General features: G+C 40.4%; 20 protein-coding genes and 3 tRNA genes. 20 read left to right on the top strand and 3 right to left on the bottom strand.

The genetic code is table 11. The features are described 5' to 3' along the window. Window positions 1-60 precede the first annotated feature (60 nt). The 12 genes from accD (at window position 61) to QZU45_RS01130 (ending at window position 10,076) form a co-directional block, all read left to right on the top strand. Window positions 61-1,029, top strand: coding sequence for an acetyl-CoA carboxylase, carboxyltransferase subunit beta (gene accD, locus QZU45_RS01185; protein WP_295350594.1), 969 nt, complete (start codon window positions 61-63; stop codon window positions 1,027-1,029). Between the two features lie 42 nt (window positions 1,030-1,071). After that, window positions 1,072-2,379 (top strand): folylpolyglutamate synthase/dihydrofolate synthase family protein, encoded by a 1,308-nt coding sequence (locus tag QZU45_RS01180; protein ID WP_295350591.1) that lies wholly within the window; start codon window positions 1,072-1,074, stop codon window positions 2,377-2,379. Between the two features lie 6 nt (window positions 2,380-2,385). After that, window positions 2,386-3,189: an SPOR domain-containing protein gene (locus QZU45_RS01175; RefSeq protein ID WP_295350589.1), complete on the top strand. Its 804-nt coding sequence runs from the start codon at window positions 2,386-2,388 to the stop codon at window positions 3,187-3,189. Window positions 3,190-3,204: 15 nt separating this feature from the next. Then, window positions 3,205-3,996: a Nif3-like dinuclear metal center hexameric protein gene (locus QZU45_RS01170; RefSeq protein WP_295350587.1), complete on the top strand. Its 792-nt coding sequence runs from the start codon at window positions 3,205-3,207 to the stop codon at window positions 3,994-3,996. Beyond that, window positions 3,977-4,642 carry a GTP cyclohydrolase I FolE gene (folE, locus tag QZU45_RS01165; protein WP_295350584.1) on the top strand — a complete coding sequence of 222 codons (666 nt, stop codon included), beginning with the start codon at window positions 3,977-3,979 and terminating at the stop codon, window positions 4,640-4,642. Before QZU45_RS01170 ends, folE begins: the two co-directional genes overlap by 20 nt. Before the next feature lie 12 nt (window positions 4,643-4,654). Beyond that, on the top strand, window positions 4,655-5,704 hold the full coding sequence (locus QZU45_RS01160) for a glycosyltransferase family 2 protein (protein ID WP_295350580.1): 1,050 nt from the start codon (window positions 4,655-4,657) through the stop codon (window positions 5,702-5,704). A gap of 117 nt (window positions 5,705-5,821) precedes the next feature. Further along, window positions 5,822-6,193, top strand: coding sequence for a GtrA family protein (locus QZU45_RS01155; protein ID WP_295350577.1), 372 nt, complete (start codon window positions 5,822-5,824; stop codon window positions 6,191-6,193). A 15-nt stretch (window positions 6,194-6,208) separates the two neighbouring features. Next, window positions 6,209-6,994, top strand: a complete 786-nt coding sequence (truA, locus tag QZU45_RS01150) for a tRNA pseudouridine(38-40) synthase TruA (RefSeq protein WP_295350574.1) — start codon at window positions 6,209-6,211, stop codon at window positions 6,992-6,994. A gap of 36 nt (window positions 6,995-7,030) precedes the next feature. Continuing rightward, on the top strand, window positions 7,031-7,609 hold the full coding sequence (gene pgsA / locus QZU45_RS01145) for a CDP-diacylglycerol--glycerol-3-phosphate 3-phosphatidyltransferase (protein WP_074840714.1): 579 nt from the start codon (window positions 7,031-7,033) through the stop codon (window positions 7,607-7,609). 184 nt (window positions 7,610-7,793) lie between these two features. Next, window positions 7,794-7,883 (top strand) — tRNA-Ser (locus QZU45_RS01140). Window positions 7,884-7,951: 68 nt separating this feature from the next. Next, window positions 7,952-8,041, top strand: a tRNA-Ser gene (locus QZU45_RS01135). Window positions 8,042-8,231: 190 nt separating this feature from the next. Beyond that, a complete protein-coding gene (locus QZU45_RS01130) occupies window positions 8,232-10,076 on the top strand; it encodes an alpha-amylase family glycosyl hydrolase (protein WP_295350571.1) in 1,845 nt (614 codons plus the stop codon). An 18-nt stretch (window positions 10,077-10,094) separates the two neighbouring features. On the opposite strand, the gene QZU45_RS01125 is transcribed toward QZU45_RS01130, so the two are convergent. Next, complete coding sequence (locus tag QZU45_RS01125) at window positions 10,095-10,427, bottom strand: TusE/DsrC/DsvC family sulfur relay protein (protein ID WP_295350569.1); 333 nt, start codon at window positions 10,425-10,427, stop codon at window positions 10,095-10,097. A gap of 23 nt (window positions 10,428-10,450) precedes the next feature. Between QZU45_RS01125 and QZU45_RS01120 the strand changes: the two genes are divergently transcribed. The 5 genes from QZU45_RS01120 to QZU45_RS01100 all read left to right on the top strand — a co-directional run bounded on the left by QZU45_RS01120 (window position 10,451) and on the right by QZU45_RS01100 (window position 15,933). Beyond that, window positions 10,451-10,540: transfer RNA gene (locus QZU45_RS01120), tRNA-Ser, on the top strand. A gap of 398 nt (window positions 10,541-10,938) precedes the next feature. Next, on the top strand, window positions 10,939-11,568 hold the full coding sequence (locus QZU45_RS01115; RefSeq protein WP_295350567.1) for a hypothetical protein: 630 nt from the start codon (window positions 10,939-10,941) through the stop codon (window positions 11,566-11,568). A 266-nt stretch (window positions 11,569-11,834) separates the two neighbouring features. Then, entirely contained in the window at window positions 11,835-13,244 is a 1,410-nt protein-coding gene (locus tag QZU45_RS01110) for an aspartate ammonia-lyase (protein WP_295000156.1), read from the top strand. Window positions 13,245-13,284: 40 nt separating this feature from the next. Continuing rightward, entirely contained in the window at window positions 13,285-14,751 is a 1,467-nt protein-coding gene (locus QZU45_RS01105) for an anaerobic C4-dicarboxylate transporter (RefSeq protein ID WP_295350564.1), read from the top strand. Between the two features lie 162 nt (window positions 14,752-14,913). After that, complete coding sequence (locus QZU45_RS01100; RefSeq protein ID WP_295350562.1) at window positions 14,914-15,933, top strand: bile acid:sodium symporter family protein; 1,020 nt, start codon at window positions 14,914-14,916, stop codon at window positions 15,931-15,933. An 82-nt stretch (window positions 15,934-16,015) separates the two neighbouring features. Here QZU45_RS01100 and ribA read toward each other — a convergent pair whose 3' ends face one another. Continuing rightward, complete coding sequence (gene ribA / locus QZU45_RS01095; protein ID WP_295350559.1) at window positions 16,016-16,615, bottom strand: GTP cyclohydrolase II; 600 nt, start codon at window positions 16,613-16,615, stop codon at window positions 16,016-16,018. A gap of 383 nt (window positions 16,616-16,998) precedes the next feature. Between ribA and cmk the strand changes: the two genes are divergently transcribed. The 3 genes from cmk to QZU45_RS01080 all read left to right on the top strand — a co-directional run bounded on the left by cmk (window position 16,999) and on the right by QZU45_RS01080 (window position 20,533). After that, the gene (gene cmk, locus QZU45_RS01090) at window positions 16,999-17,697 is read left to right on the top strand and encodes a (d)CMP kinase (protein ID WP_295350557.1); all 699 of its coding nucleotides are present in this window, start codon (window positions 16,999-17,001) and stop codon (window positions 17,695-17,697) included. Between the two features lie 94 nt (window positions 17,698-17,791). After that, window positions 17,792-19,459 carry a 30S ribosomal protein S1 gene (gene rpsA / locus QZU45_RS01085; protein ID WP_295350555.1) on the top strand — a complete coding sequence of 556 codons (1,668 nt, stop codon included), beginning with the start codon at window positions 17,792-17,794 and terminating at the stop codon, window positions 19,457-19,459. A 189-nt stretch (window positions 19,460-19,648) separates the two neighbouring features. Next, complete coding sequence (locus QZU45_RS01080; protein ID WP_295350553.1) at window positions 19,649-20,533, top strand: aldose 1-epimerase family protein; 885 nt, start codon at window positions 19,649-19,651, stop codon at window positions 20,531-20,533. Window positions 20,534-20,612: 79 nt separating this feature from the next. Here QZU45_RS01080 and QZU45_RS01075 read toward each other — a convergent pair whose 3' ends face one another. Continuing rightward, window positions 20,613-21,413 carry a MetQ/NlpA family ABC transporter substrate-binding protein gene (locus QZU45_RS01075; protein WP_295350550.1) on the bottom strand — a complete coding sequence of 267 codons (801 nt, stop codon included), beginning with the start codon at window positions 21,411-21,413 and terminating at the stop codon, window positions 20,613-20,615. Window positions 21,414-21,417: the final 4 nt, after the last annotated feature.

The raw sequence follows: 21,417 nt of genomic DNA, 5'->3' as shown, positions 1-21,417 counted from the left end.
CGTAAGTTCTGGATATCAGTGTTATAGTTTTTAATTTTAGTTAGTTAAGGTATAGGTAATATGAGTTGGCTTGAGAATCTTTTACACAAAGCAACTCCATCAATTATTGGTGGAACCAAACACGAGATCCCTGAAGGTGTTTGGACTAAATGTTCAGCTTGTGATCAGGTTTTATACAGAGCAGAGTTAGAGAGAAATCTGAACGTCTGCCCTAAGTGCGGTCATCATATGCATATCAAAGCCAGAGTTCGTCTGGATTCATTCCTGGATAAGGATGGAAGAGAAGAGCTGGCAGAAGATCTCGAGCCAAAAGACATCCTTAAGTTCAAAGATCTGAAAAAATACAAGGATAGATTTACAGCTGCCCAGAAAAAATCTGGAGAAAAGGATGCTATTGTAGTTATCAAAGGCTCTTTAAAGGGACTTCCTGTAGTTGCCTGTGCTTTTGAATTTGATTTTATGGCCGGTTCTATGGGTTCTGTAGTCGGCGCCCGTTTCTGTGCCGCTGTTGAAGAATGTCTTCGTTCTCACCGTGCTCTGATCTGTTTTGCCACCTCAGGCGGTGCCCGTATGCAGGAATCACTTTTCTCCCTGATGCAGATGGCAAAAACTTCAGCCGCCCTTGCAAAACTTTCAAAGGCGCATCTTCCATTCATCAGTGTTTTAACCGATCCAACCATGGGTGGTGTCAGTGCCTCTCTTGCTATGTTAGGTGATGTAAATATTGCAGAACCAAATGCCTTAATCGGCTTTGCTGGTCCTCGTGTTATTGAGCAGACCGTAAGAGAGAAGCTGCCAGAAGGTTTCCAGAGAGCTGAGTTCCTGGTTGAAAAGGGCGCTATTGATATGATTGTTACCCGTGCTCATATGAGAGATGAGGTTGCTGATCTGGTTGCTCTGCTTTTAGGCTCAAATAATCCTGATACTCCATTAATTGAAGTTAAGACTGCAGCTAAACAACGTAAAAAGGCTCAGAAGACTCAGTCTGTAGAAGCTCAGGTAGTTGAATCTTCAGACGTTAAGATTTAGGACATGATTCTCTGCTTAGGCAGAGAATTTTGTTAGATTAGGATGAATAATAAAAATAACAGCGAAAAGCCTGGCTCTCTTTCAGCCTGGCTTGATTATATTGAAGGCCTGAATCCAACTAAAATGGAACTGGGCCTTTCTCGTGTTAAGGAAGTCATTTCCAGACTTTCTCTGTCTTCTCTTGAGAAAGCTCTTAAAATTGAAATCGCAGGTACAAACGGTAAAGGATCTACTGCAGCTTTAATCTCCTCAGCCTTATCTTTCAGCGGAATTTGTACCGGTCTTTATACTTCTCCTCACTTAATGAAGTTTAATGAACGAATCATGATAGACGGAAAGCCTGTCAGCGATGAACTTTTATGTGAAGCTTTTTCGTTAGTATATGACAAGGCTAAGGATGTTCCGTTAACCTATTTTGAGTTCACAACTCTGGCTGGCTTTGTATGCTTTGACAGAGCAGGTGTAAAAGTTGCTGTTTTAGAAATCGGACTGGGCGGGCGTCTTGACGCGGTTAATGCACTTGATGCCGATATCTGTGTAATTACCTCAATCGGGCTTGACCACACCCATATACTTGGAGACACTCTTGAGAAGATTGCTGCAGAAAAAGCCGGTATTATCAAGGAGAATTCACTGGTAGTTGTCGGCAGAATGAAGAATGAACCGCTGTACAGAATTTCTCAGATCTGCAAAGAAAAGAATGCCTCTTTGATGGTTGAAGGTGTTGATTTCTATGGAATGTCAGGATCAAGATTCAGATATATTCAGAAAGGAAGTTCAATTGTTTCATCTTTTGAATATCCAATGCCGAAGATTCCTCTGATCTGTGCTCCTGCAGCTTTAAAAGTTATTCATCTGCTTTTGGAAAAAGGCTTTAAAATCTCTAATACTTCAGTAAATAAGGCTATGAGTGAAGTTTCTCTGCCTGGTAGAATGCAGTGCGTTCACCGTTCCCCTGCTGTTTATCTGGATGTTGCTCACAATCCTCCAGCAGCTGTCCATCTGAAAGAGGTTTTAGACAGAAAGCCTAAACTTGGTAGACGCTCAGCGGTTATCGGAATGCTCAAAGATAAGGATATTGAATCAGTTCTTAAGATTCTAAAGTCTTCCTTTGACGCGTTCTATGTTGCATCTCTGCCAACAGAACGAGGCGAAAAGGCTCAAAGACTGTATAATGCTCTTATAGCAGACGGAGTGGACAAGGCTCTGGTAAAATCTTATTCAGCAGTTGAAGAGGCCCTAATAGAAAGCCTTGAAAAAACTGATGTAAATGATGAGATTTATGTAATCGGCTCCTTTGTGACTGTAACAGAGGCGGTTAAGGCTTTAAAAACTATAGATATTGGATAAATAAAAATGACTGACAATAAAGAAACAAACAAAAAAGAAGGAAAGACTCTTTCCAAAAGTTTAAGAAACAGAATTGTTGGCTTTTTGGTTTTATTATCAGTTATTCTGATTTTCATGCCTTTTTTAATGAAGGATGATGTGGTTGCCAAAAAGAATGCAGATGCAATTGCCATTACACCTGAGGGAGCAGTAACCGATAATAACGGTCAGCTAGTATCAGCAGGTGAACACGATTACTCTGATCTGCTTGATCCTATTGATGACTCTGTTGCAAAGACTCAGGTACAGCCAAAGGCTGATTCTCCTTTTGATGCTTTAAAGAGCAGTAAAACTGACAATACCAGTGGAGTTGCTGCTGCTGATATTCCTGATGACAGTATGTTTGCTTCATCAGAGCTTGAGGTTGCTACTCCAACCAGTGCCTCATCTAACGTAACTCTGCCAAGTGTTTCAAATCAGAGCACAAAGAGCGAAACCTTAAAATCAGCCCATGCAAATGTTCCAGCTGCTACTCCTAACGTAAAAACTCCAAAGGAAAAGGCTCCAGCTCAGAAGAGTGATTCAAATGCCTTAGCTTCAGGCAACTATGCTGCTCAGGTTGGTGTATTCTCAAAGAAAACAGGTGCACAGCAGGTTATAAATCAGCTTAAGAGTGCAGGCTTTAATCCTGTAACACAGAACGTGAATATCAATGGTAAGCCACTGATTAAGGTTTATGCTGGAACTTCCAAGAACAGAGCTGCTGTACAGGGAATCTGTCAGAGGGTTCAGGCCAAGACAAGTATTAAATGTATGATCCAGACTTTATAGTCATAAGGTGAACATATGCATATAGATGAACTGATAGCCTATCTTCATTCCTATCTTGACGTAGGTTCTTTTTCTGATGCCTCCCTTAATGGAATGCAGATTGAAGGTTTTAAAAACTGTACCAAAATCGCAACAGCGGTTACAGCATCTCTTGAGGCAATTGATGCCGCTATTGAGGAAGGAGCAGATACTCTTTTAGTTCATCACGGTCTGCTATGGAAAGGGCAGATGTCACCAATCAGAGGGACACTAAAGGAAAGATATTCTGCCATTTTAGAATCAAACATCAATCTTCTGGCTTATCATCTTCCTCTTGATGCCAATAGGGAAGTCGGCAACAACAGCTATCTGTGCAGTCTTCTGGATCTGAAAAATTCTGATTATGTCAGTGCAGGTGATCCGACCTCTATTGCTATGAAAGGAAATTTTGAAAGTAAAAAATCCATCAGTGAAATTGCCTCTGTTCTCGCTGATTCGCTACAGTGCCGTGTTCAGGTTTTGGGTAACTGTGACAGGAAGGCTCTTATATCAGATGTAACTGTTTGTTCTGGTTCCGGTTCCTTTCTGATTGATTCAAACTATGTACCGAAGTTTGAGGCTCTGATTACCGGAGATGTAAACGAGCAGACATACCACATGGCCAAGGAAACCGGTACTCCGGTTTTTGTATTGGGGCATGATGCCTCTGAACAGGGCGGTATCAAACTTTTAGGTGATCATATTGCCCGCAGGTTTGATATAGAACATATACATCTGCATTTTAATGTCGAAAACGAAGTTGCTGTTTATGACTACTCAGATAAATAATTCAGAACTGTCCCCTGAAGCTATATTAGTAAGAGATGCTTTAATCAGGCACGGACTGGAATCACCATGGCAGGACAATGGACTGACTTCTGAAGAGAAAAAGGATATCATCCGCTCTCATATGTCATCTATTATGACTACCTTAGGACTTGATCTTAATGATGATTCTCTGTCAGAAACTCCATCCCGAGTTGCAAGAATGTTTGTGGATGAAGTATTCTCTGGCCTTGATTACAGAAATTTTCCAAAAGTGAGTGTATTTGAAAACAAGATGCATTTTGATGAAATGGTAAAGGTGTGCAATATTACCGTTACATCAACCTGCGAACATCATTTTGTGGTTATGGATGGGGTGGCAAAGGTTGCCTATATGCCTTCGGATAAAATCATCGGCTTATCCAAGGTTAACCGAATAGTTCAGTTCTTTGGACACCGTCCTCAGGTACAGGAAAGACTTACACAGCAGATAAAGGTAGCTCTTCAGACGCTGCTGAATACCAAAAATGTTGCGGTAACCATCACTGCTACCCATTACTGTGTAAAATCCAGAGGTGTTAAGGATCAGACTTCTGAAACCACTACCACAGCCTTAGGCGGTCTTTTTAAGACCAACCCATCATCAAGACACGAGTTTTTAACTGACTAAAAGAAGGTTCTTATGAGAAATCCTGATTACAAGGTTGCTTTAATTGTTCCTGTTTATAACGAACATGAAACAGTTGAAACTTTTGTTAAAACAGTTAATGAAAAATTAGCTCCAGAGCTTGAGCATATTGAAATTGTATTTATTGACGACGGCTCTTCTGACAATACTGTAGAACTAATAGAAAAACTACAGGAAAATGATAAGAAAATAAGCTTAATCAGACTTTCAAGAAATTTCGGTAAAGAAGCAGCCATGTCTGCAGCCTTAGATCTTGTTCAGTCTGATGCCATTGTTCCTATTGATGTTGATCTTCAGGATCCTCCTGAGCTGGTACTGGATTTTATAAGAATCTGGCGTGATGAAGGCATCGATACTGTATATGGTGTAAGAGAGGATCGCTCAAGTGACACCAGTACCAAGCGTGTTTCTTCAGAAGGCTTCTACTATGTCTTTAACAAGATGTCCGGAAAGGTTAAGATTCCATCTAATGTTGGTGATTTCAGACTTATCGACCGAAAGATTATTGATATCTTAAAGACTCTTAAGGAACGCAACCGTTTCATGAAAGCTCTTTACGCCTGGCCTGGCTTCAGTTCTAAAGGTGTTGGCTATACCAGACCTGAAAGAGTTGCCGGACAGACCAAGTGGAATTACTGGAAACTATGGAACTTTGCCTTAGATGGAATTTTTGCTTTCTCATCTCTGCCATTAAAGGTCTGGTCCTATATAGGCGGATTTATCGGTCTGCTGTCCCTGATCTATATGACATGGAATATTCTGAAGACAATGATCTTCGGTAACCCAACCGCCGGTTATACCACCTTGATCTGCGTGATCCTGTTCCTAGGTGCAGTTCAGCTGATTTCAATCGGTATATTAGGTGAATATGTTGGAAGATTATCTCAGGAAGTAAAAGGAAGACCTGTTTACGTAGCTCAGTCCATTACTGGACCTCTGGCTAAAAAGATTCCACAGGGGCTTTCTTCAACTGACGTCGGTATTTCCTACAATTCAGAGGAAAACTCTGCTAAGAAAATAACCGCTAAAAAAGAAAACGCATAATCTTACTTGAGACAGGGGCTGAATTCTTACAGCTTGAATCTGTCCCTGTTAATAGAATTAAACTTGCGCATAGCGCCATGATTCCACTTCTCTAAGTGGATTTTGTTTGTTAACAGTATGAATTCTAAAAAAAGTTTTTACGAGCTTATACGCTTTGTTATTGTTGGTGGAGCTGCAACTTTAGTTGATCTTGCTGTAACCACCATACTGGTATTTGCTACCACACTGCATGAGAATATTATTACCAGTGCTGCATTTATTACAGCTTTCTGGGTATCCTATTTCGGACATAAGAATTTTACTTTTAAGAAAAACGGCAGTGCACTGTCATTTTTTATTCTGGCAGTTTCAACCCTTGTGATTCGTAATATCATTGTATGGGGACTGGTGCTGTGTGATATTCGCGGTTTACCTGCACTGATTACGGCTATGGTGGCAGTAACAGCCATTACCTATTTTGTTGCAAAATTTAAGATTTTCAAAGGCTGATTAAGAGGATTTTTTGTGCGCATTGCTTTAGGAATCGAATACGAGGGAAGTAATTACGCTGGATTTCAACGCCAGAGTACTTTAAAGACAGTACAGGGTGAGTTGGAAAGGGCTCTTTCAATTATTGCCGATGAGGAAATACAGCTGCAGTGTGCCGGCAGAACTGATGCCGGTGTTAATGCCACGGGGCAGGTGGTACATTTTGATGTTATAAAAGAGAGACCGGATCGCGGCTGGGTTATGGGAACCAATAACAATCTTCCTAATGATATAGCTGTAACCTGGGCAAAACATGTGGGTGACTCTTTTCATGCCAGATTTTCAGCCAAAGCCAGACGTTATCGATATATAATTCAGAATACGCTATACAGACCTGGAATTCTGAGCAAGGGGGTTTCTGTATATCAGGGCGATTATGATATTGATCTGATGCAGGCGGCTGCTGACTATATTTTAGGAGAGCACGATTTCAGTTCCTTCAGAGCCTCTGAGGATGAATCCCGTTCCTCAAACCGCTGTGTTCATTTCTGCAAGGTTTACAGATATGGACAATATATAGTATTTGATATTGCAGCCAATGCCTTTTTAATGCACATGGTGAGAAATATTGTGGGCTCACTGTTAACTGTAGGCAATAAAACCAATTCAGTGCAGTGGTTCAGAGATATGTTTGATGCTAAGGACAGAAATCTTGCTGGGCCAACAGCAAAGCCTCACGGACTGTACCTTGTGGATGTAAGTTATCCGAATGAATTTAATTTACCTAAAAGACAGTGTATTGGTCCGATCTGGATGCCATAGCATGATACAATAAAGAAAAAATAATTAGGACACGTTATGTTTAATATCCCAAATATTCTTACTTTAATCAGATTAGGCCTGATTCCAGTATTTATCATGCTGTTTTATATGCCTTCTGATATGTCAAATTTCTATGCTGCAATTGTTTTCGTAATTGCAGCTCTGACAGATCTGCTAGATGGCTATCTGGCCCGAAAACTGAAGCTTACAACCAAGTTCGGAGCTTTTCTGGATCCGGTTGCAGATAAGATTATTGTATGTACAGCGCTGGTTCTGATTGTTGAGCATTACTCATTATATAGAGATGTTCTGTATCCTCATTTAGGTAAGTTCATAACTATTCCGGCGATGATTATCATTGCAAGAGAGATTACAGTGTCAGCTTTAAGAGAATGGATGGCTGAGCTGGGTAAAAGAGCAAATGTTGCAGTAAGCTGGATTGGCAAATGGAAAACCACTATTCAGCTGGTTGCTATTTCCGGATTAATCTGGAGATATAACGAAGTTATGATCTATGCAGGTGTAGTTGCTCTGATTATTGCAACTGTTCTTACAATCTGGTCTATGCTTATTTATCTGAAGGCAGGATTTGTGTACATGAAGGAAGACAAGTAGAATTATCTGAAAATCCTGTTTAATAGATTAGACTATTTTTATTATACAAAAAGTAAAACAAATTCGATTTATAAGGCTTTCTTTAGTAAAAACACTAAGTTAAATTCAAAAATTCATGAAAAATTAAGTAAAAAAATACTTTATTTTTTCAAAAAAACTCCTTATAATGCATTCCGTTTTCAACGGATGGATGGCAGAGCGGTTGAATGCAACGGTCTTGAAAACCGTCGAGGGTTTACGCCCTCCGTGAGTTCGAATCTCACTCCATCCGCCACTTATAAAAATAAGTTGGTTCTGAAAACAATCTATTTGATCTTTTTGCGATAAGATCAACACTTCTGCGGATGGATGGCAGAGCGGTTGAATGCAACGGTCTTGAAAACCGTCGAGGGTTTACGCCCTCCGTGAGTTCGAATCTCACTCCATCCGCCACTTAATTCAAATCAATTTTTTCAAAAATTTCCCACAAATTTCATTCTAAGCGCATAGTGCATTTAGTTAAAAAATAAATGTGATCTATGTCATTGTATTCTTTTTTTTATCTAGAGATTTTTAAGTAAAATATATAGATTATTGTTAATAATTAGATAAAACTGTGCTTAATATAATATTTTGAATTAGTATGAAATTAAAAACTGTTGCTTTAGTTCTGGCGGTATCCGTAGCCGCAGGTAGTCTTGCCTATAAATCAACTGTTCCTTCAGAGAACTCTTTTGAAGGCTCAGAGCTTCCGTTTGAATGGCATAACGCCAATGTCTATTTTGTAATCACTGATCGTTTTGCCAACGGCAATAGAAACAACGATAACAGTTACGGCAGACCTTATAAGGATGATTCTGGCTATAACGCTGGTACCTTTCATGGTGGAGATTTTGCCGGTCTGACTTCAAAGCTTGACTACATCCGTTCTTTGGGCGTGAATGCAATCTGGGTAAGTTCTCCTGTTGAACAGATCCACGGCTGGGTTGGCGGTGGACCTATGGGTATTTATCAGTACTATGCATATCATGGTTATTGGCCTCTTGATTTTACTTCCATAGATGCAAATCTTGGAACTGTAGAAGATTTCAGAACTTTTGTAACAGAGGCTCATAAACGAGGAATCAGAGTTCTGATTGATGTGGTTATGAATCACAGCGGTTATGCCACTTTAAAAGACATGTGCGATTTTAAATTTGGTAGAACTGTTGGTAATGTTGATCCCTGCGCGAAATTTATTCCGGATGTCGAGGCTGGGCAGTCTTATCATAACAAGCCGATAGATGCCTCAGAGGATGAAAGCTGGAATCGCTGGTGGGGAAAAGACTGGATCCGCTTTGACAGTTATGGTCAGACCTGTGGTGCAGAGGATTCTATAGACGGCTGTCTTGCCTATCTGCCTGATTTTAAGAATTCAGATCCTAATGCTAATGAAGTATCTATTCCCGTATTCCTTCAGGAGAAATGGGAGCACAAAGATAAGCTTCACGATATTCCAGCTGCTATACCATATCGTAAAGGTCAGATGAGTGTTGCTCAGTTTGAAGCTCACTGGCTGGCCTCATGGGTTGAAGAATTCGGTATTGACGGTTTCAGATGTGATACCGTTAAGTATGTTCCACAAAAGACATGGAAGCTTCTGAAAGAATTATCAGAAAATGCACTTAATAAATGGAGAATTGCCAATAAAGGTAAAGATCCTGCTGCAAACTGGACTGATCCTTTTTATATGACCGGCGAAGTCTGGGGCTTTACCAACGATCCTGAGGATAAACTTGGCTATGCAGCAAATGGTGGCTTTGATTCTCTGATTGACTTCTATTTCAATCCAGATGGAGTAAACCTGAATACCTGTATTATCCCTGATCCGGATGAGTGGAAACGCTATGCTCAGATGTACGGTAGAGAGGATTCAAAGGTAAAACTCGGCAACCTCACCTATATATCATCTCATGACACCTCCCTATGTCGAAAGAAAGATATGGAGAAGGCTGCAGTGATGTTCACCTTAATGCCAGGTGCAATCCAGATGTTCTACGGTGACGAAACCTCACGAGAGAATGATAAGGGCGGTGGTATTGATTTAGAGCAGGGCATGCGTTCAGACATGAATTTCCCTGCAGATATAATCAATGCAGACAAATGGTCAGCCAATGTTGGCAGATTAAGCTCTGAATATTCCTCCAACAAGGTTTTATCTGTGTGGCAGAAAGTCGGACAGTTCAGACTGAGAAATCCAGCTGTTGGTGCCGGTGCTCAGTATAGTCTTGGAGAAAATTCCTTCTGCCGAATCTATCAGGATAAGGCTAAGGGCATTGATAACAGAGTGGTAATACATTTAGGCGAATCAGATAAGATCAATGTATCTAAGTGCTTCGCCAACGGAACCGTTCTTCAGGATGGCTATACAGGAAAAGAGTACAGAGTAATAAACGGTTCTGTTGAAATTAAATCAGAAAAGCTGGCTCTTTTGGAGATTAAACGCTAGTTACGGCATATAATCTGATTAAATACATTTAACTGGTTTTGGCAGACCTGCGTATTTGGCGGCACTTTTAGCAGCTCCATCAGGAAACAGGACTGCCAGTTTAATTGAAGATGCCAGATCCTCGTGACCTGAGGTTTTTAGATACTTAATCAGAATCCTTATGGCAGGGGTAGTGGCATATTCCTCATAGTAGTCTTTTACTGCTTTAATTATTAAGATGTGCTCCTGAGTCAACTTAAGACTGTCCTGATTAGCCATGTAATTCATCAGCTCCTCAGACCAGTCTTCTCGGTTTTTTAAATAACCTTCAGAATCAGTTAAAATTTCTCTTCCATTAAAGTTAAAACTCATATATAATGTTCCTCGTTTTCAGCGGATGGATGGCAGAGCGGTTGAATGCAACGGTCTTGAAAACCGTCGAGGGTTTACGCCCTCCGTGAGTTCGAATCTCACTCCATCCGCCACTTCAAAGATTATCTCTTCTTCTTAAAAAATCCTGTTCATTCTAGCAAAATACAAATCAAATTTAAAAACAGAACAATCATCTAATTTATTCTTGTCGATTTTTTTAAACAAAATCAGTCAGTTGTAAAAAATAATATACAATATTTGTATCTTTTTGGCGAATATTAAAAAATGTGCGTAAAGTGTGCTAATAATATATTGCGTAAATAATACCTTGTAATATAAGAGGATTTATTAAACTGCAATGTTAGTTATCGCAATTTGATCTTCAACAATATATGCAGAGTTCTCATGATAATTTATTTTACAAAAAGCATTTACAAGGTAATTTTTTAATATATAATGTTTCGAAAAGATGTGATTTTGATCACTATATTATTTACCTTATGATCGCTATATGAAATTAGTAAAAGTTATAATTTTCTGTTTTTGTGTTATTTTTGTTAGTACTCCGCTTGTGTTTGCTATCTGCAACGGCACTAATGTTGTTAAGACTGAAACTGCCAACTTCAGCTCTGGCAGTAGTGCAAACTCTGAGGAGGATCTTGCAGAATGCATTTCAGAACGTGACAGACTTCTTGAACAACGAGACTACAAGAAAGCTTTTTCATATCTACGAACTTTGTGTGAAAAATATAAAGATTCAGAATCATGTAATCTGACATATTCAACTTATTTTGCTATGCAGGATGATTCTGTAAATATATCTCCAAGTGTTCAGAATGTTACCCTGTATGAAGTCTTATACTATCTTGACTTAGGTTGTAAGCTGAATAACTATGATTCATGCATGAAAGCAGCCCGTCTTTATGAATATGGCTCAAAGCCAGGTTCATCACAAATGAAAGGTTACAGTATTAGTTATGATGCACATGAGGCTAAAAAATACTACAAGCGTGTATGTGAGTCAGTTTCAGACAGTGCTATGGATGCATGTTCACGTGTTGTTGAGCTATCTCGTCAGAGCAACAGAAATGTTCCTTTAGCAGACTCTTTTGTAGATAATCTGGTAAAGAAATTAAACTAATCCTTATGTTCTTACTACCTATTTAGGTATCTAATTTTGTTCTTGTTTTTCTTGTATAGAGCAGTTATCTGTGTGATAATTGCTCTATTTTTTTTTAATCGTGTGTGATCAAACAGGTATTTTTAAGATCAATTTTTTCAAAAAATCTGTTTTAGAACTTATAGTTATAGTGTCTTAATGTTTTGCTCAGTTTTAGGGCAAAATTGTTCAATTTCGGAACGTTGTTCTGATTATTTTTATGAGAAACAGACAATAAGGAAGATACAATGACTAGAAAGGAACATGATTTTATTGGTGAACTCGAACTGCCTGATGATATCTATTATGGTGTTCAGACATACAGAGCTTTAAATAATTTCAAGATGACAGGTCATCGCTTTAAGGATTATCCTTTATTTGTAAAGGCTTTTGCTCAGGTAAAAAAGGCTGCAGCAAAGGCTAATGCAGAAGTCGGTGTTCTGGATAAAGATAAGGCAAAAGCTCTATGCGGCGCTGCAGATAAGGTTATTAAAGGCCAGTTCGCAGACCAGTTTGTAGTTGACATGATTCAGGGCGGTGCTGGTACCTCAACCAATATGAATATGAATGAGGTTCTTGTTAACGTTGCCCTTGAAGGCATGAAACACAAGAAAGGCGAATATCAGTACCTACATCCAAACGATCACGCAAATCTTGGACAGAGTACCAATGATACCTATCCAAGCTCAATCAAGGTAGCATCAGTATACTACCTGACCGACCTTAAGAAAGCTCTTGAAGATCTGAAAGATGCTTTAAAGAAGAGAGCCAAGGAATTCAAAGATATTATCAAGATGGGCCGTACGGAACTTGAAGACGCTGTACCAACCACTTTAGGCAATACCTTCAATGCCTTTGCATCCTTCATTGATTCAGATATCGATCATGTTGAAAAAGCCTGCAAGCTAATGACTGTGCTGAACCTTGGTGCTACTGCTATCGGTACCGGTATCAACTGTCATCCAGACTACAGCAAGGCAGTAATCAAACATCTTTCCGAAATCACCGGTGTTAAATTCTCTAATGCAAAAGATCTTATTGCTGCAACCCAGGATACAGCAGACTATGTAACTGTAAGTGCAACTCTGAGAACTCTGGCAGTTCATCTGTGCAAGATTGCAAATGACCTCAGACTTATGAATTCAGGTCCACGCTGTGGTTTAGGTGAGATTGATCTTCCTAAGATGCAGCCAGGTAGTTCCATCATGCCAGGCAAGGTTAATCCTGTAATTCCTGAGGTAACTTTAGAAGCCTGCTATCAGGTAATGGGTAACGATCTGACCATTACTCTATGTGCCGAGAGAGGTGAATTTGAACTTAATGCTGTTGAACCAGGTATTGCATATGCTCTGTTCAATTCATTAAATCTGATTACCAATGCTGTAATTACCATCAACAAGTATGCAGTTGCCGGACTCAAGCCTCGTACTGAGGACTGCCTGAAGTCAGTTCTGAACTCTGTTGGTATTGTTACCGCATTCAATCCTTACCTAGGTTATGAAAAGTCAGCTTCTATCGCAAAGGAGGCTCTGCAAACCGGAAAAGCTGTTGGTGACATCTGTCTTGAAAGAGGCTATATGTCAAAAGACCAGATTGACAAGCTCTTAGAGCCTAAGAACATGCTCAATCCACATATGACTCAGAAAAGAGAAGGCTAGTACCTAGCTTTTAGGTTTAATTTCTTAAGAGATTGATACTATGATATTTGCAGAGATTATTGTACTTTTAGGCGCCATCTATCTAGGTGTGCGCCTAGGTGGCATAGCCATCGGTTATGCCGGTGGTTTAGGCGTTGTGGCACTGACGCTTCTCGGACTTAAGGCAGGTAATATTCCATGGGATGTTATTCTGATTATTATGTCTGTTATTGCAGCTATTACTGCAATGCAGGAAGCTGGTGGTCTTGACTATCTTGTTAAACTGGCATCAAACGTTTTACGTCGCCATCCAAAACACATCAATTTCCTGGCTCCAACCGTAACCTGGCTACTGACTGTGTTTGCAGGAACCGGTCATACTGCATTCTCAATGATCCCAGTTATTACAGAAGTAGCAAAGGGTGAGAATATTCGTCCTTGTGTTCCACTGTCAATTGCTGTGGTTGCATCTCAGATTGCTATTACCGCATCTCCTGTTTCTGCAGCTGTTGTCTTCATGGCAAGTGATCTGGCTTTAGGCGGTTTAGGTATTGATTACCCAACACTGCTGTTAATCTGGATCCCAACCACATATCTTGGCTGTATGCTAACTGCATTCATCATGAATATCTTCTGTAAGATGGACCTAAGTAAGGATCCTGAGTACATAAGACGTCTTGAGGCAGGTGAAGTTACCAAGGCTGTAAAGCACGAGGAAATGGAGTTAAAGCCACATGCCAAGCGCTCTGTTCTTATTTTCTTAATCGGTGTGCTTGCAGTTGTATTCTATGCCTCTGCTATCAGTAACAACGTTGGTCTGATTAAACCAAGTGTTATCACCGGCTATGAGACTGTCTATGAGAAAGATAAACCAGAGCTCTTTGCCCAGCTGCGTGATCAGCAGAAGCTTGAGGTAATTGAAACTCTGGACAAGGGGGCATATGTCAACAAGCCAATCAAGGTTCTGGCATTAACCCGTGATAATGCAATTATCAGCTTCATGATGATGATCGCAACCTTCATTGTAATTCTGTGTAAGGTTGATGTGGGTAAATTAAGCTCAACCTCAACATTCAGGAGTGGTATGACCGCCTGTGTCTGCGTTCTTGGTGTTGCCTGGCTTGGTGATACCTTTGTATCAAATCATACTGCAGAAATTAAGAGCATTGCTGTGGATTTCGTAAAGAGCTATCCTCCTGTGCTGGCTGTAGCATTATTCCTTGCAAGTATGCTTCTGTACTCACAGGCAGCAACCGCTAAGGCTCTGATCCCAACAGTTATCGCTGCATTAGGCATGACAGCTGCAAATAATGGTGATGCATATATTCTTGTAGCCAGCTTCGCTGCTGTATCAGCTCTGTTCGTGCTGCCAACCTATCCAACTCTGTTAGGTGCAGTTCAGATGGATGATACCGGTTCAACTCAGATCGGCAAGTATGTATTCAATCATCCATTCTTCATTCCTGGTGTTCTGGCAATTGCTATTACCGTTGCACTTGGATTCGTATTTGCTCCTATGATGCTATAATTTTTACTCAATGATAGCCAAAAGGGGAATCTGCTTCAGGTTTCCCTTTTTTTTGGTAATAATAGCTTTTATGCACAAAATTTATGCAAATTTTTTTTCCAGTTGAAGACATTTAAAAATAGCGTTTAAATGAAACTATACAAATTTACATAAGGCGTAAAAATGTCAAAACTAATTTCATATCTGGGACATCTTAGTTCCTTCTTCAGTAAAACCTTTGCTTTCTGGGTTATATTTTTTGCAGTTATTGCTTATCTGAATCCGGAGTTTTTCAAACCTATAGCCGCCTATATCTCTATTCTGTTGGGCGTTGTCATGTTCGGCATGGGACTTACCTTATCTCCTCATGATTTCTCAGAGGTTCTAAAGCGTCCTGTTCAGGTTCTGGTTGGTATGGCAGGACAGTTTATCATTATGCCTACTCTGGCTTTTGCTCTGGTCCTGATTCTGAACCTGCCACCTGAAATTGCTTCTGGTGTGATGCTGGTAGGATGCTGCCCAGGAGGAACTGCATCAAATGTGATGTCCTTTATTGGAAAGGGTGATGTTCCGCTGTCAGTTACCATTACCGCATGTACCACATTACTGGCACCTGTGGTAACTCCAACTCTGTTCTATTTCTTTGCAAGTCAGTGGATAAACATTGATCCTTATTCAATGTTCATCTCAATTATTCAGATTGTAATTCTGCCTATTGTTGCAGGTGTATTTCTTAATTTTATGTTCAGAAAGACCGTATCTTCGGTGGTTGTCTGTCTGCCAATGGTAAGTGTCTTTGCAATTATTTCAATTGTTGCCGCTGTGGTTGCCTCAAGTGCAGAGAAACTTGCTACTACCGGACTTCTGATTTTTGCAGTTGTTGTTTTACATAACTGTCTTGGCTATATGTTTGGATATTCAATGGCTAAACTTTTTAAGATGGGGCTTCCACAGAAAAAGACCATGGCTATTGAAATCGGTATGCAGAACTCAGGTTTATCTGTAGCTCTTGCCAACAAGCTGGCTATGACAGGTGCAGTTGATCCGATTGCAGCTGTTCCAGGAGCAATCTTCTCTGTATGGCACAATATTTCCGGAACCATTATTGCTACCATTTTTGCCAATATGTCCGAGAAAAAAGAGGAAGGAAATGAATCAGCAGAGGATGAGGCCAAGCAGGAATTAAGACACTCTTTATCCTAGCGTTTCCTCAAAAATTGTTAAAAAAGCCCGTTAAACTTTTTTTTAACGGGCTTTCATTTTTTTTTCTAAAAGCAGTCTGCTGTTAATCCTGATGATGGAGCAGATGTCCCATTCTCTGTTCCTTGGTATCAAGATAGAATTCGTTATACTGATTTCTGCCGTATTCTATTGGCTTTCTATCTACAACCTGAATACCGTGCTGTTCAATATCATGAATCTTGGCAGGATTGTTTGTCATTAGAATAACCTTGTCAAATCCCATATTCTTCATAATCTGAGAACAGGCTTCATATTTTCTGGCATCTGCAGGGAATCCTAGTCGAACATTGGCATCAACTGTATCAACGCCCTGATCCTGAAGCTGATAGGCTCTGATCTTGTTGAAAAGACCAATTCCTCTACCTTCCTGACGCATATAGAGCAGGGCACCACGTCCTTCTTTTTCTATAGCACGAAGGGCTGCCTCAAGCTGAAAGCCACAGTCACATCTTAAAGAACCGAATGCATCTCCGGTCAGACATTCAGAATGGATTCTGCAAAGAACCGGTTCGCCGGTTTTCAGATCACCTTTGAAGATTACAGCATGATCCAGAAAATCATCTTCTTTGAAAACAACAATATTAAACTGACCGAATTTTGAGGGAAGTTTACCTACTGGTCCCTGAACAAGTTTTGTAGTCAATGTTATTCCTATTGAATCTTTACGGTTTTATAAGGCTAAAAAGGCCTTCATTTATATAATGACGATTAATAATGCTGTGAAGTATATCATCTTTATATACTTATGACACCACTGTAAGGTAACATTAAATATCACTTTCTTTTAATTGCGCTATTCACAATAGTATTTATTCAGAATTCTGATTTACCAATTAAACAGACAGCAAAAATACTTGCAGATCCATAAGTTAAGGCTAGCAATAATTAGAATTTAATGCTACATTAGCCTCCGCAATAACAACATGTCCCCAATAAGCTGAATTTTTTAGTAAAAAATGCTAAAAAAAGCTTTTTTATGTGGTATTTGTAGAAGTTTAATGTATAATACAGACCTTAGATTTAAGGATGATCTCGATGTCAGATGCAATTGTTATTACTGTTGACGGCCCTGGTGGCGCAGGTAAAGGCGAATTAACTCGCCGTCTTGCTGAGGCTTTAGATTTTGATCTGCTTGATTCAGGTGCGATCTACAGAGTACTAGGTTATGCCGTTCGTAAGGCAGGACTAGCTCTGTTTGATGAGGACTCTGTTGTTCAGGAAGCTAAGCTTTTAAATCTGTCCTTTGAATGTATGGATGACGGCGTTCACGTACTTCTGGGTGGTGAGGATGTTTCTTTAGCTATCAGAACCGAGGAAGCAGGAAACAATGCAAGCAAGGTTGCTGCCTATCCTTCTGTCAGACAGGCATTACTTGATCGTCAGCGTCAGTTCTTAAAAGAGCCTGGTCTGGTTGCAGACGGCAGAGATATGGGTACAGTTGTATTCCCAAAGGCTCAGGTAAAGATCTTCTTAGACGCAAGTGCTGAAGTAAGAGCAAAACGCAGATGTCTTCAGCTCGAGGCAAAAGGCAAGAGCGCAGATTTTGATACAGTTCTTGCAGAGATTAAAGAGAGAGATGACAGAGACAGAAACCGTCCGGTTGCACCTCTCAAACCTGCTGATGATGCTTTACTGATTGATTCTTCAGATATGAATATTGAAGAAGTTTTCAGAACCGCAGCAGAGTACATTATGTCAAAGACTGCACTAAAGTTTGACATTTAAAACGGATTTTTTTTTGTTGTGCTGTCATGGATGACGGCATATTTTTTACAACCCCCTAAAGCATGAGGCTTCGGGGCTTTATTGGGAAACCTTAATGGAATCATTTGCACAACTTTTCGAAGAGTCATTACAGAATGTTGAAACACGTCCTGGTTCAATGATCAAGGCTACTGTAGTAGCAATTAACAACGGCTTCGTAATCGTAGACGCTGGTCTAAAGTCAGAGTCTGCTATTCCTGAGGAGCAGTTCTACAATGCTCAGGGTGAAATCGAAGTTCAGGTTGGTGACGAAGTAGACGTAGCTTTAGAGTCTGTAGAATCAGGCGACGGTGAGACTCAGGTATCTCGCGAAAAGGCAAAGCGTAACGAAGCTTGGATCAAGCTTGAAGACGCATTTAACAAGAACGAGACTGTTATCGGTGTTATCGATGGTAAGGTTAAGGGTGGCTTCACCGTTCAGTTAGGTGGCATCCGTGCTTTCTTACCAGGCTCATTAGTAGATGTACGTCCAGTACGTGACACTTCACACATCGAAGGCAAAGAGCAGCAGTTCAAGGTTATCAAGTTAGACCAGAAGCGCAACAACGTTGTTGTTTCACGTCGTGCTGTTATCGAGACTGAGAATTCAGCAGATCGTGAGAGCGTACTTGCAAATCTAGCTGAGGGTCAGACTGTAACCGGTATCGTTAAGAATCTAACCGACTACGGTGCATTCGTAGACTTAGGTGGTGTTGACGGCTTACTACATATCACTGACATGGCTTGGAAGCGTGTAAAGCACCCTTCAGAGATTGTTCAGGTTGGTGAGGAAGTAACTGTTAAGGTACTTAAGTTCGACCGCGATCGTTCACGTGTTTCTCTAGGCTTAAAGCAGCTTGGTGAGGATCCATGGGCAAACATCGCAGCTCGCTTCCCAGTTGACTCAATTATTGAAGGCAAGGTAACCAACCTAACTGATTACGGCTGCTTCGTTGAGATCGCTGATGGCGTTGAAGGCTTAGTACACGTTTCAGAAATGGATTGGACCAACAAGAATACTCACCCATCTAAGATTGTATCAGTAGGTGATAAGGTTCAGGTTAAGGTTCTTGAGCTGGATGAAGAGCGTCGTCGCATTTCATTAGGCTTAAAGCAGTGCAAGCCAAACCCATGGGTAGAGTTTGCTGAGTCTCACTCAAAGGGTGAGAAGGTAACCGGTAAGATCAAGTCAATCACTGACTTCGGTATCTTCATCGGCTTAGACGGTGGTATTGATGGTCTAGTTCACCTATCTGACATCTCATGGCAGCAGTCAGGTGAAGAAGCTGTTCGCAACTTCAAGAAGGGTGACGAAATCACCGCTATCGTTCTACAGGTTGATCCAGAGAGAGAGCGTATTTCTCTAGGTCTAAAGCAGATCTCTGAGGATCCATTTGCAGATTACGTTTCAGCTCACCGTAAGGGTGCTATTGTATCAGGCAAGGTTGTTGCTGTTGATGCACGTGGTGTTACCCTAGAGTTAGCTGATGGCATCACCGGCTACATCAAGGCAGCTGACCTATCACGTGACCGTGTTGAGGACGCTACCACTGTTGCTAAGGAAGGCGATGTAATCGAGGCTAAGTTCGTAAACGTTGATCGCAAGACCCGTCAGATTTCTCTATCAGTTCGTGCTAAGGACGAGGCTGAGGAGAAGGAAGCTTTAGAGTCTGTAAATCAGCAGGCTGCTGAGCCTACAACTACCGCTATGGCAGCTGCTTTCGCTGCAGCTAACAAGCAGTAATTATAGATTTGAGCACTGAGTGATTCGGTGCTCTTATTTATATGACCCGTTATCGGTTATTCCGGTAGCGGGTTTTGTTTTTTTCTAGGAAATGATCAGAGCACTATATAGAGATTCTTTTTGGATCTGATTCTTTTTTTCTCTTAAATGATGCAAAATAATCCATATCAGAACAATAAGGACTATCGTATGGAATATATAGAGAATGAATTTTTAAAAATTGGCGTTGATAAATCCGGAGCTCAGCTTTCATCTGTTTATGACAAGAAAAACAGTCGTGAAGTCTTATGGAACGCGGACAAGACCTACTGGGGACGTCATGCTCCGGTATTATTTCCAATCGTAGGCAAAGTAAGAAACAATGCCTATACCTATCAGGGAAAGGAGTACAGTTTAGGCCAGCACGGTTTTGCCCGTGATCTGGATTTCACTCTGGTTTCAAAAACTGATAAGGAGATTGTATTCTCATTAAAATCAACTCCAGATACTCTAAAGGTCTATCCTTTTGATTTTGAACTTATTATCAGACATACACTTGAAGGCAATAAAGTTCGTGTAGGGTGGAAAGTTGTTAATACAGGTTCTGATAACATGTATTTCTCAATTGGAGGACATCCTGCCTTTAATGTACCTGCCTTAGGTACAGCTGATTCAAAAGAAGATTATTATCTTTTCTTTGAAGGAAAGAATTCTGTTTCATACAAACTACTTGATCCTGAAGAAGGTACTGTTGATAACAGCAAAGCGTTTTCTCTTGATACAGACAAAGGCTACTATAAGATTAAAGAGAGCATGTTTGATAATGACGCCCTGATCTTTGATGAATACGAAGTTGAAAAGGTATCACTATGCTACAGTGATAAGAAACCTTATATCACTCTTGAGGCAAAAGGCTTCCCTTCATTTGGAATCTGGTCTGCCACAAAGAAAAATGCACCTTTCGTATGTCTTGAGCCATGGATTGGAAGAGCAGATGACAAGGGCTTTGAGGGTAGTCTGGAGCAGAAATACAAGGAACAGAAGCTTTCAGCAGGTCAGACTTTTGAGGCTGATTACACAATAGCCGTATTCTAGAATCTGTTATCACTGACAAACAGTGCAGTTATCAGGATTTACAGCAGTATCCTCAAAAAGATACTGCTGTTTTTTAATATTACTTGTACTCAGGAACGTACCATAAACCGGTATTGTTTTCCTTAATGTATTTAGCAAATTCCTCTGACTGATAGGCATCCTTGATATCCTTAGCCCAGACAGAATCCTTATTCTTTTCCTGAACAACCAGCTGCAGCAGCAGGTGAGGAGCGATATCTTCCTGAGCAAGCACTGACTCAGGTGGAACCTTAGCGTTATAGACAACTGAGCCTGTGATCACAACATAGGCAAAGTCTGTAGCCACTGCAGGAATATTAAGAGATTTCATCTCCACAAATTCAAGATTGAAAGGATTATCTACAATATCAAGTTTGGTAACCTTTGAAGGTTCAACTTTTGGGTCAAGCTTAATCCAGCCAATTTTCTGCAGAATGTTATATGCTCTTGCGGTATTTGACGCATCATTAGGAACAGCAATAGTGTCACCGTCCTTTATCTCGGTTAAATCCTTTTTTGCACCAGGGTAAATACCGGCAGGAACAGTAGGAATAGGAGTCAGAGGTACAAGATGACCATCCTGGGTTTTATTGAAATTCTCAAGGTATGCAGTGTGCTGTTCAACGTTGAAATCAACCTCACCTTCATTCAGAGCTAAATCAGCCTGCAGCAGATCTGAGAGATCTACACCTTTAACGGTATAGCCCTGTTTCTCAAGGATAGGCTGAACTCCTGAAATGAAAAGTTCTGAATAAGGTCCCTGAGACTTGCTGAAGGTCAGAGTTGAATGAGACTCATCAAAAGCAAAAGCTGACGATAAGAGTGCTGATGACAGCAGGGTTGCGATTACTAACTTTTTCATAATT

This window comes from uncultured Succinivibrio sp., from assembly GCF_902756765.1.
In the GTDB taxonomy this organism is placed as follows: Bacteria; Pseudomonadota; Gammaproteobacteria; order Enterobacterales; family Succinivibrionaceae; genus Succinivibrio.
This window is presented reverse-complemented; position numbering and strand designations above follow the sequence as displayed.

What these genes read in the sequence shown, in the direction of transcription:
- accD (WP_295350594.1), top strand. Translation starts at nt 61, where the DNA reads ATGAGTTGGCTTGAGAATCTTTTACACAAAGCAACTCCATCAATTATT.
- QZU45_RS01180 (WP_295350591.1), top strand. Translation starts at nt 1,072, where the DNA reads ATGAATAATAAAAATAACAGCGAAAAGCCTGGCTCTCTTTCAGCCTGG.
- QZU45_RS01175 (WP_295350589.1), top strand. Translation starts at nt 2,386, where the DNA reads ATGACTGACAATAAAGAAACAAACAAAAAAGAAGGAAAGACTCTTTCC.
- QZU45_RS01170 (WP_295350587.1), top strand. Translation starts at nt 3,205, where the DNA reads ATGCATATAGATGAACTGATAGCCTATCTTCATTCCTATCTTGACGTA.
- folE (WP_295350584.1), top strand. Translation starts at nt 3,977, where the DNA reads ATGACTACTCAGATAAATAATTCAGAACTGTCCCCTGAAGCTATATTA.
- QZU45_RS01160 (WP_295350580.1), top strand. Translation starts at nt 4,655, where the DNA reads ATGAGAAATCCTGATTACAAGGTTGCTTTAATTGTTCCTGTTTATAAC.
- QZU45_RS01155 (WP_295350577.1), top strand. Translation starts at nt 5,822, where the DNA reads ATGAATTCTAAAAAAAGTTTTTACGAGCTTATACGCTTTGTTATTGTT.
- pgsA (WP_074840714.1), top strand. Translation starts at nt 7,031, where the DNA reads ATGTTTAATATCCCAAATATTCTTACTTTAATCAGATTAGGCCTGATT.
- QZU45_RS01130 (WP_295350571.1), top strand. Translation starts at nt 8,232, where the DNA reads ATGAAATTAAAAACTGTTGCTTTAGTTCTGGCGGTATCCGTAGCCGCA.
- QZU45_RS01125 (WP_295350569.1), bottom strand. Translation starts at nt 10,427, where the DNA reads ATGAGTTTTAACTTTAATGGAAGAGAAATTTTAACTGATTCTGAAGGT.
- QZU45_RS01115 (WP_295350567.1), top strand. Translation starts at nt 10,939, where the DNA reads ATGAAATTAGTAAAAGTTATAATTTTCTGTTTTTGTGTTATTTTTGTT.
- QZU45_RS01110 (WP_295000156.1), top strand. Translation starts at nt 11,835, where the DNA reads ATGACTAGAAAGGAACATGATTTTATTGGTGAACTCGAACTGCCTGAT.
- QZU45_RS01105 (WP_295350564.1), top strand. Translation starts at nt 13,285, where the DNA reads ATGATATTTGCAGAGATTATTGTACTTTTAGGCGCCATCTATCTAGGT.
- QZU45_RS01100 (WP_295350562.1), top strand. Translation starts at nt 14,914, where the DNA reads ATGTCAAAACTAATTTCATATCTGGGACATCTTAGTTCCTTCTTCAGT.
- cmk (WP_295350557.1), top strand. Translation starts at nt 16,999, where the DNA reads ATGATCTCGATGTCAGATGCAATTGTTATTACTGTTGACGGCCCTGGT.
- rpsA (WP_295350555.1), top strand. Translation starts at nt 17,792, where the DNA reads ATGGAATCATTTGCACAACTTTTCGAAGAGTCATTACAGAATGTTGAA.
- QZU45_RS01080 (WP_295350553.1), top strand. Translation starts at nt 19,649, where the DNA reads ATGGAATATATAGAGAATGAATTTTTAAAAATTGGCGTTGATAAATCC.
- QZU45_RS01075 (WP_295350550.1), bottom strand. Translation starts at nt 21,413, where the DNA reads ATGAAAAAGTTAGTAATCGCAACCCTGCTGTCATCAGCACTCTTATCG.